The organism is Streptomyces sp. NPDC001902 (genome assembly GCF_042891295.1).
Lineage (GTDB): Bacteria > Actinomycetota > Actinomycetes > Streptomycetales > Streptomycetaceae > Actinacidiphila.
In genome coordinates this window covers 88407-103851 of record NZ_JBIATA010000010.1, presented here as the reverse complement: position 1 = coordinate 103851, position 15445 = coordinate 88407, and the positions used below count along the sequence as shown (strand labels likewise).

The 15445-nt window shown below is 69.7% G+C and carries 10 protein-coding genes; 3 read left to right on the top strand and 7 right to left on the bottom strand.

Annotated features, from left to right (window positions below):
• Window positions 1-75: 75 nt before the first annotated feature.
• The 3 genes from ACFYYN_RS18480 to ACFYYN_RS18470 all read right to left on the bottom strand — a co-directional run bounded on the left by ACFYYN_RS18480 (window position 76) and on the right by ACFYYN_RS18470 (window position 3327).
• On the bottom strand, window positions 76-1776 hold the full coding sequence (locus tag ACFYYN_RS18480) for an FAD-binding oxidoreductase (RefSeq protein ID WP_500546648.1): 1701 nt from the start codon (window positions 1774-1776) through the stop codon (window positions 76-78).
• Window positions 1777-1788: 12 nt separating this feature from the next.
• Complete coding sequence (locus tag ACFYYN_RS18475; protein WP_500546647.1) at window positions 1789-2400, bottom strand: lysophospholipid acyltransferase family protein; 612 nt, start codon at window positions 2398-2400, stop codon at window positions 1789-1791.
• A 135-nt stretch (window positions 2401-2535) separates the two neighbouring features.
• A complete protein-coding gene (locus tag ACFYYN_RS18470) occupies window positions 2536-3327 on the bottom strand; it encodes an SDR family NAD(P)-dependent oxidoreductase (RefSeq protein WP_500546646.1) in 792 nt (263 codons plus the stop codon).
• Between the two features lie 431 nt (window positions 3328-3758).
• Here ACFYYN_RS18470 and ACFYYN_RS18465 point away from each other — a divergent pair, with 431 nt between their 5' ends.
• Genes ACFYYN_RS18465 through ACFYYN_RS18455 form a run of 3 tightly spaced genes read left to right on the top strand, consistent with a single transcriptional unit; the run spans window position 3759 to window position 7692 of the window.
• A complete protein-coding gene (locus ACFYYN_RS18465; protein ID WP_500546645.1) occupies window positions 3759-4586 on the top strand; it encodes a hypothetical protein in 828 nt (275 codons plus the stop codon).
• Complete coding sequence (locus ACFYYN_RS18460; RefSeq protein WP_500546644.1) at window positions 4583-6898, top strand: SDR family oxidoreductase; 2316 nt, start codon at window positions 4583-4585, stop codon at window positions 6896-6898. The genes ACFYYN_RS18465 and ACFYYN_RS18460 overlap by 4 nt, the downstream gene beginning before the upstream one ends.
• Window positions 6898-7692: a ferritin-like domain-containing protein gene (locus tag ACFYYN_RS18455; protein WP_500546643.1), complete on the top strand. Its 795-nt coding sequence runs from the start codon at window positions 6898-6900 to the stop codon at window positions 7690-7692. The genes ACFYYN_RS18460 and ACFYYN_RS18455 overlap by 1 nt, the downstream gene beginning before the upstream one ends.
• Before the next feature lie 84 nt (window positions 7693-7776).
• On the opposite strand, the gene ACFYYN_RS18450 is transcribed toward ACFYYN_RS18455, so the two are convergent.
• From ACFYYN_RS18450 to ACFYYN_RS18435, 4 genes are all read right to left on the bottom strand, one after another.
• A complete protein-coding gene (locus tag ACFYYN_RS18450; RefSeq protein ID WP_500546642.1) occupies window positions 7777-8202 on the bottom strand; it encodes a VOC family protein in 426 nt (141 codons plus the stop codon).
• 149 nt (window positions 8203-8351) lie between these two features.
• Window positions 8352-11081, bottom strand: coding sequence for a glycosyl hydrolase family 95 catalytic domain-containing protein (locus tag ACFYYN_RS18445; RefSeq protein WP_500546641.1), 2730 nt, complete (start codon window positions 11079-11081; stop codon window positions 8352-8354).
• A 374-nt stretch (window positions 11082-11455) separates the two neighbouring features.
• On the bottom strand, window positions 11456-12187 hold the full coding sequence (locus ACFYYN_RS18440; protein ID WP_500546640.1) for a sigma factor: 732 nt from the start codon (window positions 12185-12187) through the stop codon (window positions 11456-11458).
• A gap of 129 nt (window positions 12188-12316) precedes the next feature.
• Window positions 12317-15133: a helix-turn-helix transcriptional regulator gene (locus ACFYYN_RS18435; RefSeq protein ID WP_500546639.1), complete on the bottom strand. Its 2817-nt coding sequence runs from the start codon at window positions 15131-15133 to the stop codon at window positions 12317-12319.
• Between the last annotated feature and the right edge of the window lie 312 nt (window positions 15134-15445).

The following is a 15445-nucleotide window of genomic DNA, read 5'->3' as shown; positions in this document are numbered from 1 at the left end:
CCGTCACAGCGACGACCGTTGCCGTACTCAGTCGGCACTCTCCCCCCGGATCGGGCAGCAGGGACCGCGCCAGGCTCAGACCACGATCTTGCGCGGGTTGAAGTTGCCGCCCGGGTCCACGGCGTCGAAGAGGCCCGACATGACCGCGACGCCCTGGGCCGAGATGTCCTCCTCCAGCCACGGCGCGTGCTCCAGGCCCACCCCGTGGTGGTGCGAGATCGTGCCGCCCGCGTCGACGAACGCCTGCTGGATCGCGCGCTTGACCGTGTCGTACTCGCCGAGCGGGTCGTCACCGAACACGAAGGCGAAGGTGAAGTAGAGGCAGGCGCCGGAGTGGTACGAGTGCGACATGTGGCACATCGTCCAGCCCTTACGGCCGATCTTCTCGTAGGCGCTGTCGGCCGCCTCGTAGACCGCCGCGTGGATGCCACGGAGCTTCGACCACGGCCCGGCGGTCTCGCTCACATCGCCTGCGGCACCGTGGTCGAGCAGGAAGTCGCGGATGTAGGGCGTGTCGAACTTCTTCTGGTCGTAGAGCGCACCGGGTCCCTTGCCGACGCCGATGCCGTGGTGCTTGCGCACGATCCGGTCGACGATCGACTTCTGACGCTTCGCGTGCGCCGTGCCCCCTTCGAAGCCGATGAACGAGAGGCAGATCTCGTCGAGGTCCCAGCCACGCCGCTTGAGGTACGCCATGAGGCCGGCCTGCGCCTTCTTGGCGACACCCTTCGACTCCTTGGTCGTCGCGAGCGAGAAGCCCGTCTCGTGCGCGTCCGAGATACGGGTGACCGAGGGCGAGGCGTCGCTCCCGGCGATCTCCTGCATCGCGGCGAGGCCGTGGTCGAAGTTCTTGAAGAAGTAGGCGTAGATGCCACGCCTCTCGGGGAGCCGGTGCACCTGCACCGTGACCTCGGTGATGACGCCGAGCCGCCCCTCCGAGCCCACCACCATCTCCCGCACGCTCGGCCCGGTCGACGCGCTCGGAACGGCACGGATCACGAGGACCCCGCCGGCCCGCACGACACGCAGTCCCTTGACGATGTCCGCGATGTCGCCGTACTTGTCCGACTGCATGCCCGACGATCGCGTGGCGACCCACCCGCCGAGCGAGGAGTGGGTGAACGAGTCGGGGAAGTGCCCCATCGTCCAGCCGCGCCGGTTGAGTTGCGCCTCGAGGTCAGGACCCAGCGCGCCGGCCTGGATGCGTGCCAGGCCGGAGTCGGTGTCGATCTCCAGCACGCGGCCCAGGCGACCGAGGTCGAGCGAGACGACCACCCGCGACTCGTCCGCGTGCGGCTCGAGGCTGCCCGCGATGTTGCTGCCGCCCCCGAAGGGGATGATCACGGCGTCCGCCTCGACGACCGCGTCGACGACGCTCCGCACCTCCGCCTCGTCGGCCGGGTAGACGACCACGTCGGGAGTGCGCGCGATCTCGCCGGCTCGGAGTCGGACCAGGTCACGCAGGCTCTTGCCGTACGTGTGGACGACCCGGGACAGGTCGTCGACGACGGCGTTCCCGGGCCCGACGATGCCGCTCAGGACCCTGCCGAACTCCTCCGGCACCGTCGAGGCCGGCACCTTCAACTGTGAGAAGTCGGGCTGTCCGGTGCGCTCGCCCGCGCGGAGGTCGAGACCCACGGCCTTGTGCACGAACGGGGCGAAACCAGGCTTGTCCTCGTGGTGGAAGCCGACGCCTTCCACGCCCCAGCCCCACCACTTCATGTGTTTCACCTGACCGGTGCGCATTGCGTCGGTGCGGGAGGTGGGTTCGGTCACGGACGGTCTCCTTCAGATAGGACGACGTGAGGTGGCGTGGGCGCCGAGGATCCGGTCGGAGTTCTTCTCGGCCAGGCTGACGATCGCGGAGCGGATGCGTTCGCTGAACTCGTCCACCGACTCTCCGGGAAGGGCAGTGAGCGGTTCACCGAAGACCACCCCGACCGGCAGGCGGCCCGGTTTGGGCCAATTCGATCCGCGGGGATGCGCCGCGTACGCCCCGATGACCGCGACGGGGAGCACCGGCACCTCGGCCGACGAGGCGAGCGCCGCCGCCCCGGGCTTGAACGCCCCGAGCGATCCGTCGCGCGAGCGGGTGCCCTCGGGGAAGATCAGGAGCGGCACTCCCCGGTTCAGCAGGGCCCTGGCGCTCACTCTGCGCGCGCTCGCTCCGGTGCGGTCGACCGGGAAGGCGTTGAAGAAGAGGGCCGTGAGGCCGCGCCGCCGCCACACGTCGAAGAAGTAGTCGGCGGCGGCTCCCACCGCGAGGTATCGCGCCAAGCGGCGGGGCAGCGCACCCATGATGAGCGGCGTGTCGAGGTGGGACGTGTGGTTGGCGACGACCACATACGCGTCCTCGACCTTTTCCAGGCACTCGCGCCCGAGTACCGTGACGCTGGTCACACTCCACACGACGGGCTTCAGCAGCCCCCGTTGCGCGACGAATCGCGCCGCAGCGTGAGAGCGTGAGGTGAAACGGTCGCGCATCGTCGCGGGCATCCGCTTCCTTCCCGTGCGGGCTCGCCCGCACCATTTCTTTCAGTGCGTGCGAGAGTCGTTGCGGCTGGACGAGATCCGTCGCGAGATCCACCGCACCGTGTGGCGCGGAAGATGACGCGTGAACCAGATGAGCAGCCGGTACCGGAGGCTCGGCATGGAGATCACCCGACCGCGCCGCACGTCGCGAAGGCTCGTCTCCACGAGTCGATCGGCGTCGAGCCAGAGGAAGTTCGGAATGCTCGACGACCGGATTCCGGCCCGGGTATGGAATTCCGTGCGGACCCAACCGGGACACAGCGCGGTCACGGTGACGCCCGTTCCGTGCAGTTCGTTCGCCAGTCCCTCGGTGAGCGAGGTCACGAAGGCCTTGACGGCCGAATAGCTCCCCATCGTGACGAAGCCGGCCGTGCTCGACACGTTGACGATCGCACCCTGTCCGCGTCCGCGCATGGCCCGCCCGGCGGCACCGGCGAGCACCAGCACCGCGCGTCCCATGACCTCGATCGCCCGGTCGTGGGAAGCGGTGTCGGCCGAGGTGATCGATGCGTGCACGCCGAAACCGGCGTTGTTCACGAGCATGTCCACCGGACGGGCGGGGTCCTCCAGTCGCGCGACGACACCTTCGACGTCGGCGCGATCGGACAGGTCGGCGGGCAGTACCTCGACGGCACGGCCCCGGGAACCGAGCTCGACCGCCATGCGGCCGAGCCGCTCCCTGTCGCGCGCCACCAGGACGAGGTCCCAGCCGCGGTCCGCCAGGGCGCGCGCGAACGCTGCTCCGATACCCGACGTCGCACCGGTGACAAGTGCGACTCCCGTACGGCTCAGCATAGTTTCATATGCCATCTGCTCGGCATCCGGACTCCCCGCTCGTAGCGTTCACATGGGGTGGCGAGCGGGTCCATGCCATCGGGCGCGGCAGCAGCCGATGGCTGACTCCTCGCGCCTGACGCACCCTTCGTTTCCCGGCTCATCACGTACGACCGGGCACGCATCAACCCTGTGACACGAACTTCTGCACGTGCTCATGCGGACGAGACGCAGGGTGAAAGGCCTCGACACCGGCAGAACGCCATCCGTCACGATCGAGCGGGTTTGCCCTCAATCATCCCCTGGCTCGCACCGTCCGCCACGTAGCGGAACCCGGCCGGCTGTCACACATGCGCGGGTTTCCCGGTCGGACGTCATAGCCCCCGACAGCCTTTCGCGCGTTCCGGGGCCGCTCCAGAGTTGCCCCTCCTCCGGCCCCAGAAAGCCCGCGCATGAACTCAAACGACGAGGCGACGACCGCGCCACCCGGGACAGCGGGCTTCGACGTGCGTGAATTCGCCCGCACGGCACACGGCAGCCACCGCGGAAGGCTCGACCTCGGGTCGCTCGCCGAAGAGCCGCTCGACGCCGAATCCGTCCGGCTCGTTCGCGCGCTGCGCGACATGGAACGCGCGACGCTGCACCGCGTACGCGACCTCCTCGTGACGGCGACGCACAAGGACGCCCGGGTCACCGCGTTCCTCACCACGTGGATGTTCGAGCGATTCTGGATCGCCGACGCCCTCGACGCCGTCCTGGATGCCTCCCCGGCCGCCCGCGGCCTGCCTTCGACCGCCGGGCCGGCCCGGCGGCTACTGGCGGAACGGCGCGAGCGCCGTGGCCCGATCCGTCGCTCCCTCATCGCCAACATCACCGGTACGCAGATCGTCGCCGAACACGTGACGACGAGCCTCGTGGACGAATGGATCACACAGGCGGCCTACCGGCGTCTGGCCGACGTGTCCCCCGCCATGGCGTCGATCACCGACCCCATCACGGAGATCAAGCAGCGTCACATCCACTTCCTCGCCGAGGAGGCGGAGCTGCGGCTCCGGCGCTCGGTCCGCGCCCAGCGCATCACCCGTCGCGCCCTCCGGCACTCCGCCTGGCCCCTCGGCTCGGTCGATCGCTCCCGGCACGAGCGCACCTTCTTCGAACGCCATGTCTTCGGCGACCAGAGCGGAAGGGCCGAGGCGGGCCGGATCCGCGCGATGGTCGCCGCGCTCCCCGGCATCGGTCCCGGTGTCGCATCCACCGTGGAATCGAGGCTCCTTCCGTGACGCCGCACACCGCGAAGACCGAACTCGGCAACGCGCACGTCCTGCTCACCGGCGCGACCGGCTTCGTCGGGCAAGCCGTCCTCGAGCGGCTGCTCACCGATCACCCCGCCACCCACATCTCGCTCCTCGTGCGCGGGAAGGGCACACGGACCGGGCAGGACCGGCTCCGGCGACTGCTGCGCAAACCCGTGTTCGGACGCTGGCGGGACGCCGTGGGGGCCGAAGAGGCCGAGCGCGTCGTCCGTGAGCGGATCACCGTGCTCGACGGCAGCATGACCAGCATTCCCGAGCTGCCTTCCGACCTCGACGTCGTGATCCACTCGGCGTCGACCGTCTCGTTCGACCCGCCCATCCACGAGGCGTTCGACACGAACGTCCACGGTGCCGTGAGCCTCTACCAGGCCCTGCTCGCCTCCGGATCGGACCCGCACGTCGTCCACGTGTCGACCTGCTACGTCGGGGGACTCCGCCGCGGTGTGGTGCCCGAGGCCAGGCTCGAGCACGACGTCGACTGGCGCGCCGAGTGGCGCTCCGCGACACAGGCCCACGAGCGCACCGAGCTCACCTCGCGGGAACCGGCGCGGCTCGAACGGTTCATGTCCCGCGCCCGCGGCGACCACGGCAAGGAGGGCCCGATCGCGGCGGCCCGCGCGAGCGAGGACGCGCGGCGTGAGTGGGTGCGTTCCCACCTCGTCGACGCCGGCCGGCGGCGCGCCCAGAGCCTGGGGTGGACCGACGTCTACACACTGACGAAGGCACTCGCGGAACGTGCCGCGGAAGACCTGTGGGGCGAGGCCGGACACCGGCTTTCGGTGGTCCGGCCCGCGATCATCGAGAGCGCCCTGGAGCATCCGTTCCCCGGCTGGATCGACGGCTTCAAGGTCGCCGATCCGCTGATCTTCGCCTACGGCCGCGGCCAGCTGCCGGACTTCCCGGGGCTGCCCGACTCGATCCTCGACGTCATCCCCGTCGACTTCGTCGTCAACGCCATCCTCGCCGCGGCGGCCAACCCGACCCCCGTCGACCAGCCGACGTACTTCCACATCGCCTCGGGCGCATCGAATCCGCTGCCCTTCCACCGCATGTACGAGAACGTACGCGACTACTACATGCAGCACCCGCTGCCCAAGGACGACGGTTTCGTCAAGGTGCCGACCTGGAAGTTCGCGGGCGAGCGGAGGTTCAACCGACGTCTTCTGCTGGCGAAGAAGAAGGCCGACCTCTGGGACGCCGCTCTGCGGCTGATGCCGAACGACGAGCGCAAGCGCGCCCTGGCGGCCGAGAACGCCAAGCTGCGCGCCGGCATCGCCACCCTCGGCAACTTCACCGACCTCTACCGCGCCTATGTACAGACCGAGATCATCTTCGACGACCGCAACGCCCGCGCGCTGAACAACGCCCTTCCGGCCGAGGTGCGCGAGGACCGTGGCTTCGATGTGGAGCGGATCGACTGGGAGGAGTACCTGCAGAAGGTGCACCTCCCCTCCCTGAGCGAGCTGACAGCGGCCCACCGCCGCCGGAAGGCCGCGGGCGCCCGGCCGGCGAACGCCCGCCCGAAACCCGCGCTGCCGGAGCGTACCGACGTGCTCGCCGTCTTCGACCTCGAACGGACCGTCGTCGACTCCAACATCGTCGAGCAGTACCTCTGGGTGCGTACCTCGGGCTTCCGCAAGGCGGCCTGGCCGAAGGAGGCCGCGGACCTGCTCGCCTCGCTGCCCGGCTACCTCCGCGCCGAGAAGCGCGACCGCGGCGAGTTCATCCGGGCGTTCCTGCGCCGCTACCGCGGCCTGCCCGTCGCCCGTCTCGAGGAGGTCGTGCGGCGCGGGTACGCCGACACGATGCTGCGGCACACGAGTGCGGACGCCCTGGCGCGCATCCGCGAGCACCGTGCGGCGGGTCACCGCACCGTCCTGGTCACCGGCTCCATCGGCCTGCTCGCCGCTCCGCTCGCCGGCCTGTTCGACGAGGTCGTCGGCAGCTCCATGCACGCGAAGGACGGTGTGCTCACCGGCTACCTCGCGAAGCCGCCGCTCGTCGACGAGGCGAGGGCCGCGTGGCTCCTGCGGTACGCCGAGGAGGGCGGCTACGACCTCGCGGCGTCCTACGGCTACGGCGACAGCCACTGCGACCTGGCGTGGCTGTCCTTGCTGGGCAAGCCTTCGGCGATCAACCCCGACGCCGAACTGGCGCGCGAGTCGCACAAGAGGAACTGGGACATCCACCGCTGGAAGAGGGGCGGTTCGGGTGCGCGCAGCGAGGTCATCGCTGCACGGGTGACGGATACGGCGCGGACCGAAGAGGAGAGTGCCTGATGGCTTTCGACATAGACAAGTACGCCAAGAACTCCACCGGGGTGCAGTGGTCCGACCTCGACTTCGACGAGTTCGAGCGCAACCCGTTGCCCGAGGGGACGCTGCGCACGCTGCGCTACATGTGCGACATCGAGTACCACACGGTCTGCTACATGCGTGATCTGCTGACGACCCCGTCCCACAACGAGCCCGCGGTGGGCACGTTCATGACGATGTGGAACCGCGAGGAGTTCTGGCACGGCGAAGCGCTCGCGGCCGTGCTCGAGCGCCACGGCGTCCGCCTCGACTTCGACGAGCTCAAGGCGACCCGTCTGAAGCTCGGCTGGAAGGACCGCTTGGGGACGGTGAAGCAGACGGCGATGAGCCGCCTCATCGGACATGACTTCGTCGCGGTGCACATGGCGTGGGGTGCGGCGAACGAGTGGTCGGCGCACGCTGCGTACCACCGGCTCGCGGCGCTGGAGAGCCACCCGGTTCTGGTGCCGCTGCTGAAGCGGATCGCGCAGCAGGAGACGAAGCACGTCGCGTTCTACGCGTCGCAGGCCCGTGACCGGCTCGCGGCGAGCAAGAAGGCCCGTGTGGTCGCCCGGTTCGCGCTCGAGAAGGCCTGGGGCCCGGTCGGCTCCGGCGTCATGCCCGAGAGCGAGGTCACGCACGTCATGACCCACCTCTTCGCAGGCGCCGAGGGCCGCAGGCTCGTCCGCGACGTCGACTCGCACATCGCGAAGCTGCCGGGCTTGGAAGGGCTGCGCATCGTCGAGGACTCCATGGACAAGCGCGGCGTCGCCGCCTGAGTCGGCGGACGCCACGCCCCAGGCGAAGAGCAGGCCCGAATGCAGTGGCCTTGGGGTGGCCGGGTGGGTACACGATGCGCTGCATTAAGACGGCCCGTCCGGGTTCTGACCTGCGGCCGGTCGCGCCACGGACTGCGCAATCTGTACGGGGTTGCCGTCGGGGTCAGCCGTCCAGGCGATCAGCAGCCGATCCAGCCAGGCATGCGGGGGCGCCAGGGCGGGTGCTCCGTCCGCGACAAGAGCGTCGTAGGCCGCGGTCGTATCGTCCGTCCAGAGGACGACGGCCGCGCGCTGGCCGTGGACAAGCGGGTCAAGGCCGTGGTCATCGCGGGTGGAGGCGGCGGAGGCGATGCCGATCTTGTATCCGTCCAGGCTGAGATCGACGTGAATCGGCTCGCCCTCCATGGGCACACGGAACGTCTCGGTGAATCCCAGCCGGACGTAGAAGGCAACGGCCCGCGGGAGATCATCACTGAACAGAATCACTTGAGGCGTCCGGAAGGCCGACATGGGGCCACCGTACCGGCGGCGCCCCGCGGACGCACCAAGGGACGTCGGCGATGCCAGGACGCTCCGTGCGGTTCCATGGGCCCGGCCCGACATCGGCCCAGCCCATGGAACCCGACCGGGGCGCGTCCCGCCCCCGGTCCACGGACGCTCTACGGCGTGATGCGCAGGGCGTCCACCATCCCCACCGAGGTGCTGCGGTTGACGATGCGGATGGTGTGCGTTCCCCGGGTCAGGCCGCTGCGTTGCCAGACGGTCTGCTGCACCTGCCGCGCGCCGGAGACCCGCAGGTCCACGGTCGCCTGGAAGGCGCCGTCGAGGTAGACGTCGACCGGTCCCATGTCGCCGTTGCGTTCGGAGAGGTAGGCGACTCCCGTACCGGTGAAGGTGTACTGGGCCACGGCGTTCACCGTCGTGCTGTGGTGGGTGTCGTCGTTGTAGTCGCCGTAGCCCCGCCCGCTGGTCGCGTACCAGTTGCTGTCGTAGGTCAACTGGGTGTTGTTCACCATGGGGTTGGGGGTCTGGGACATGCCCAGCGTGGAGGTGGTGCCGCTCAGGGCCTTCTCCCCCTGGTTCGCGGATCCGGTGAGCCGTACGGGGGTGTAGGAGGACAGCGGCTTGGCGGTGCGCTCCACCACGTACACCCTTCCGGCGACCGTGGGGAGGTCGAACTCGGCCGCGCTCGTGGTGAGCGCGGTCGTGCCGCCGGAGACGTCACGTACCCTGACCTGCTGGCTCCCCCACGGGTTCACGATGCGCGTGGTGTTGCCGTACAGGCTCTTGATGCCGATGTACTTCACCTCGCCGGCCTCGCGCTCCGAACTGACCGTGAAACCGCCCTTGGCCAGCAGGGTGAAACGCCCCGCGAACGAGGAGTCGCTCGGCACCGCGGGGAAGACCCGGATCTTGTCGTTGTAGGACTGGAGCAGCGACTCGTTGAGGGCGGCGAGGTGCACCCCGAGGTACTCGAAGACGCCGTTGGTGTTGTCGGTCATGCCGTTGGGGTAGGTCTGGTACTTGCGGAGCATCGTCTTCATGCCCTGGTACGCCTGGTCCCCCAGTCCCAGCCGGGCCGCCTGCACGGCGTCGTTGGCCCAGACGTTGCCGTACGGGAAGGGACGTGCGTTGAAGGTGCTCACGGCCTTCTGCTGGTCCGGGAAGCCGATGCCGGTCCGGTCGTAGGGCCAGATGATCTCGGCCGCGACGTTCTCCCCGTTGCGGGTCTGCGCGAGCGGCGGGGTGTGCGGCAGGTAGACGTCCGTGGTGGACGGGTAGGCGATCAGGTTGTCCACGATCCGCTGCCACTGCGGGCGCAGGTCGGCGTCCAGGCCCAGGGACTGGGACGCGCGGATCGCGAGGGGGAACAGGGTGCGCACCGCCGCGAGGTCGGTGATCGCGTTCGGTACGTTCCAGTACGTCTCGTGCGCGTGCGAACTCGCCACGTGGTACTTGCCGGACGTGGAGTCGTAGGAGAGCTTCGCGGCGTAGAACTTCACCACGTCCCGCATGAAGGGGTACGCGGTGTCCCGCAGGTAGGCGGTGTCGTTGGTGTACGCGTACTGGAGGTACATGTTGTACGCGGCCTCGGTGCCCGTCGACCAGATGTTCTTCGTGAAGTCGCTGTTGACGGTGCCCCGGGCGTTGCCGTCCCAGCCCATGGTCTCCGGCACCCACAGCCCGTCGACGTTGTAGCGGGTCCGGGTGTACGCCTTCAGCGCCGCCGAGTTGCGGCTGTAGAGGCGGTTGAAGCCGGCCAGCAGGTCGACGTGGTTGGAGGCGAGGAAGGAGTTGTAGACGTCGCGCTGGTTCCAGAACCAGTAGGCGTTGCTCCACTTGGTCTGGTCACCGGTGGCGCGGAACACGCCGTTGATGAAGTGGAACGGATTGGTGCCGTATCCACCGGCGGCGATCATGTACGTGCTCAGGTAGTAGACGTTCTCCAGGTAGTCCGCGTCCCCGGACAGCCCCGAGTACTGCACGAACGACTTGCCCCAGAAGTCGTACCACCAGGCCTTGAAGTCGCCGAGCGTCGCGCTGTAACCGCGGCTCTTGGCCGATGCCAGCGCGCGCTTCGCCTCGGCCACCGAGTCGTGGGAGGGCGCGTTGAGCCGGGTGCTGGCGGTGAACCAGATGGTGTAGCTGCGCGAGGGGGTGATCGACAGGCGGACGGTCCGTCCGTCGACGACGCGTGTGCTGTAGGCCGCTCCCTCCACCGTGGCCGCGAGGGTGTAGCCGAAGTTCTGCGGGTCGGACTGGCCGCGGCTGATTCCGGCGCCCGTGGAGTCGGCGTACGTCGAGACCGTCTTCCAGGTGTTGAGGTCGGGCACGTCCCCGCTGTTGCCCAGTTGTGAGACGTCCCACAGGCCCAGGTCGAGGTTGATCGCGGAGACCCCGGAACGCGAGTCCTCGACGTGCACGCCCATGACCTCGGAGTTCGGCACGCCCATCACCGTCACCGTGCGATTGGCGTCGTACGTGGTGGTCAGGGTGCCGTCGTAGAGCGACAGGCGTTGCCGGTAGGTGCTGTAGCCGCTCTCGAGCGCCGGGGTCGTGGACAGGTTGAGCAGGCCGGCGCCGAACGCCGTCTGCTGCGAGGTGTCCACACCGGACACCTGCATGGTCAGCCCGTTGTTCTGCCAGGCCATCGCACCCGTACGGCCGTTGCCGACGGTGAGTCCGTGCAGCGGGTTGGTGGTGGGCCGGTTGTAGACGAGGTCGTGCTTGGACAGGTAGGCGGCGCGATCCACGTTCAGGGCTCCGGTGGCGGAGTCGAACGCGGCGTCGGTCGGTGCCGCCGCGGCCGGGGCCGAGAGGCCGACGGCGGTCGCGGTCATGATGCAGACGGCTGCGAGCGCGGCTCGCACGAGTCTGCGCAGTCTCATCGAATGCCCTCCCTGCTGGTCGTGGGGGTGACGGCCGGTGCCGGACAGCGCGGGGCTGGAGCGTGACCGGTCGACATCGAGCTTGATTGATCGGATGACTTGGCCGGACTGCTTCTTCGACGCACTCGCTTCCCCGTGCCGTACGAGGGCATGGAGAAGCGGTGCGCCGATCGGGACATGTAACCGAATGACCAAAGCAAGGCGCACGAGGGCTGTTCGCCCTCGAAGCGCCCACAACAAACGGAGGTACGGCGTGCGGGTACACCACGACATCGGCATGGCCGCGTCAAAGGAAGTGAACATCGGATGTCTTGACCGGTCAACACTCGGCGCAAAACGTCCGGCCGACCAGGTCGGCCGCCCCACGCAGCGCGTCAGGCCGGCCGGTGGCCCAGAGGAGACCGCTGAGGGGCCGGCGACGGCAAGCGGTGCGGATGACCGTCGGGGGCGAGCAGTTGTGTGAGGTCTTCGAGGTCACCGGTGACAGCCGCGGTCTGGAAGGCGGCGACGAGGCGACGGTGCGAGTCGGTGGGGACCGGCCGCTTGCGATCACTCTGCAGGCGGGCCTGCGCGCGGTGGACCAGTTGCCGTGCGTTCGGGGCGTTGGTCCGAAGCACCCCCGCAAGCTCGGCATAGGTGTAGTCGAAGCCCTTGCGCAGCACGTAGGCGGCCAGTGCGTCCGGCGTCAGCTTCGCCATGAGCAGGGCCAAGGCCTCTTTGATCGCCGCGGCTTGCTCGGCACGCAGCAGGGGATCCTGGGCGGCCCGGTCGACGCGGTCGACCAACTGCCACTCGGTCGGGGTTTCGTGTCGGTGTCGCGCGGACTGGATGACGTTGATCGCCAGTCGGGTCGTGGCGGCGGTCAGGAACGCGGCCGGATTCTCGATCTTCGTGCGGTGGGTGCGCTGCCAGCGCACCCATATCTCCTGGACCACGTCCTCGGCTCCGGAGACGTCGCCGAGAACGTGGTAGGCGATGCGGAACAGTCGCGTCCGCTGGGCCAGGAAGATGTCGAGTGCGACGTCCAGGTCGTCCAGGTCGTCCAGGGCCGACCGGGCGACCGGGGGTTCGGTCGGCGTGGTCGTCTCCAGGCCGGGCGCGGACATTGAGGGCTCCTCTTCGTGGACAGCGCCCATCGAGGGCGATGCCTCCACCCTCGGTTCGCGGCACCGCTCACCGCGCCCTGGAAGTCCGTGGTCGAGTCCGTAGGGACCCCGTGGGTCCCGCACCGGATCTCAGCCGGATCGCACCGTGCCCGCGCCCTTGGTGTCCGTGGCGGGGGCCTTCGTGAGGGCACCCGGCAGCGCGCGGCGTGAGTTGATCCCGAGCTTCGTGTACACCTTCCGCAGGTGCCACTCCACGGTGTGCGGGCTGATGAACAGCTCCGCACCGATCTTCGGGTTCGTCATTCCGGCGGCGGCGAGGGTCGCGATCTGCGACTCCTGTGGGGTCAGGGCGCTCTCCGGCTGGGATTCCCGCACCCGGACGTGCTCGCCGGTGGCGAGCAGCTCGCGGCGGGCCCGCTCGGCGAACGCCTTCGCCCCCATTCCGCCGAACATCTCGTGGGCCGTGCGAAGGTGCTCCCGGGCCAGTGAACGGCGGCGGCTCCGGCGCAGCCACTCGCCGTACAGCAGGTGGGTGCGTGCCACCTCCACGGCCACGACCACGCGGTCGCGGCCGAGCTCCTCTATCGCGCTCCGGTACAGCCCATCGGCCTCGTCGCCGTCGGTGAGGAGAGCTCGGCTGCGCGCGGTGACGCCACGGGCCCAGCCGGAATCGGCGGCGCGGGTGAGCTCGACCAGCCGGGCGAGCGAGGCCCGGGCCTGGTCGAGCTCGCCGCACCGGGTCGCGGCCTCGACGTGTTCGACCAGCGACAGGCCGGTGAAGTTGAACCCGTCGTGCTCGATGCCCGAACGAGCCGCCACCAGGGCCTGGTCGTAGCGTGCCAGGCCGTTGAAGAGCACGCCTTGGATGTAGCCCGCGACGCCCAGGAGGGACACCTCGCCACGTTGCGTGGCCCTCTCCTTGGCCTCATCGATGAAGGAGGCCGCAACGCCCTCGTCGCCTCGCCACGCGGCCAGGACGAGCGTCGCGTATTTGTGCGGGGCGTGGCCGGTCGCGGCGGCGATCGCGTCGGCTTCGTCGATCATCCGTTCCGCCTCGGCGAATTCGCCGGTGTGGATGTGCACCCCGCCGGCGTAGATCAGTGCCGGGGGCAGCGCGCCGAGCGCGCCGATGTCGCGTGCCAGGCGCACCGCACGAGTGGAGAGCGTGTCCCACGCACCCAGGTCCCAGGCGTAGTGGATGAACGCCTCCAGCGCGACCGGGGCCAGGAGGAGCCAACGCATCGTCGCCTCGCGGGTGCTGACGTCCTCCTGCGCGAGAGGCTCCAGCGCGCGGCGCAGCGCCCGGCCACCGGCCTGGTGGTCGTCCGCGAGGAGCGTGGCCACACCGTCCAGGAGCAGGTCGGCGGCGCTGGACCCCGAGGGGGGCGCCCCGGACCCGCGGGCCGCGATCGCCGCGGCCTGGGCACCGGCCGGACCGTGGACCCTTCCTGCGAAGATGGTCGCGCTGATCGCCTCGAGGTAGGTCTCCCCCGCCAGAGGCGATCCGGCAGCGGTGAACTGTGCGGCGGCGTCGAGGAGCAGCGGTGCCGCTTCGTCGCTGCGGCTGCGGGCGAAGAGGATCCTGGCACGCAGGCGCGCCAAGCGGGCGCGGTCCAAGGGGCTGAGCGGACTCAATTCGGCCAGCGTCGCCTGCTCGGTGGCGCGGTCAGGGGAAGCGGCCGAGAAGTGCGCCTCGGCGGCCGCGAGAGCACGGCGTCCCCGGGACCAAGGGTCCGGCGTCACCTCGGCCGCGCGCTCCAGCAGCACCGCCTCGGCCGCCATGCCGCCCCGCTGCCGCGCTCGGCCCGCTGCCTGCTCAAGACCTGCGGCGACCTCCTCGTCCGGCCCGTCGACAGCCTGCGCGGCATGCCAGGCGCGCCGGTCGGGATCCAGGACCGGGTCCGTGGCCTCAGCCAGCGCCCGGTGCACCGCGCGGCGTTCTTCGGGGTCGGCCTGGTGGTAGACCGCCGAACGGACCAGCGGGTGCCGGAACCGGACGGACTCGCCGAACGCGATCAGGCCGGCCGCCTTGGCCGGTGCCGCATCGGGAGTGATCTTCAAGGAGGCGGCTGCGCGAACCAGCAGGCGCGCGTCACCGACCGGTTCCGCCGCGGCGATCAGCAGCAGCGTCCGGGTCGGCGCCGGCAGCGAACCGAGCCGGCTGGCGAAGTCCCGTTCGATCCGGCTCGACACCGCACCTGGGACACCCGGGGAACTCGAGTCCAGCCCGTATGCCAGATCGGCGGCGCTACGGCCGCGGGAGAACTCGAGCAGCGCGAGTGGGTTGCCGTGCATCTCGGCCACGAACCGGTCCCGGACCCGCTTCTCCAGCCGCCCACCGACGGCGGCCTCGAGGAGCTCTCCCGCCGCGGCGGCGTCGAGACCGCCGATCCGCATCTCCGGCAGGCCGACCAGTGCGGCCCGCCCCTCGGGGTCCCGTACCGCGAACGTCATCGCGACTGCCTCGGCGAGGAGCCGCCGGGCCACGAACTCCAGTGTCTGCAGGGAGACCTGGTCCAGCCAGTGGGCGTCGTCGACCACGACGAGCACCGGTCGGGTCTCCGAGGCGCGGGTGAGGAGGGTCAGCACGGCGAGGCCGACCAGGAAGCGGTCGGGCGGGTCTCCGGCCGCCATCCCGAATGCCACGCGGAGGGCATCGCGCTGGGGTCCCGGCAACGCTTCGACCTCGGTCAGGAACGGCGCACACAGTTGGTGCAGGCTCGCGTAGGGCAGCTCCATGTCGGCTTCGATGCCTCGCGCGCGGGTCACCGTCACCCGCGACGCCTGGGTGGCCGCGTACTCCAGGAGCACCGACTTTCCGATGCCTGCTTCGCCACGGATCACCCATACTCGGGACTCACCTTTGCGCAGGCCGGCCAGCAGGTCGTCGATTGCCACACACTCGCGATGCCTGCCAACCAGGACGGGAAGCGGGCTGGCGGTCATGCGATGCGACTCCTAGAGGTTCCTGGGACGGCTCCCACGACGGTTGTCGGGACGACCGTCGAAACCATACCTGCGGCGACCGCCATTCTCACACTTTCCGTGTCACACTATTGTGAAGCGTGGGAGACTGGATTGAACGCTCGCGACCAGTAGCAGTACCTGCAGGGGGCGCGCCCGGGGCCGCCGCATCGCATCACGGCGCCGTCATGCCGGGCAAGGGATGGCAAAGCGTGTGACTTACTCCACAGCGAAAAGATTCCCGGGGCTGTCACGGACGGCTCCCCTATCGGGTCAGGCACTGCCTATCGCCCG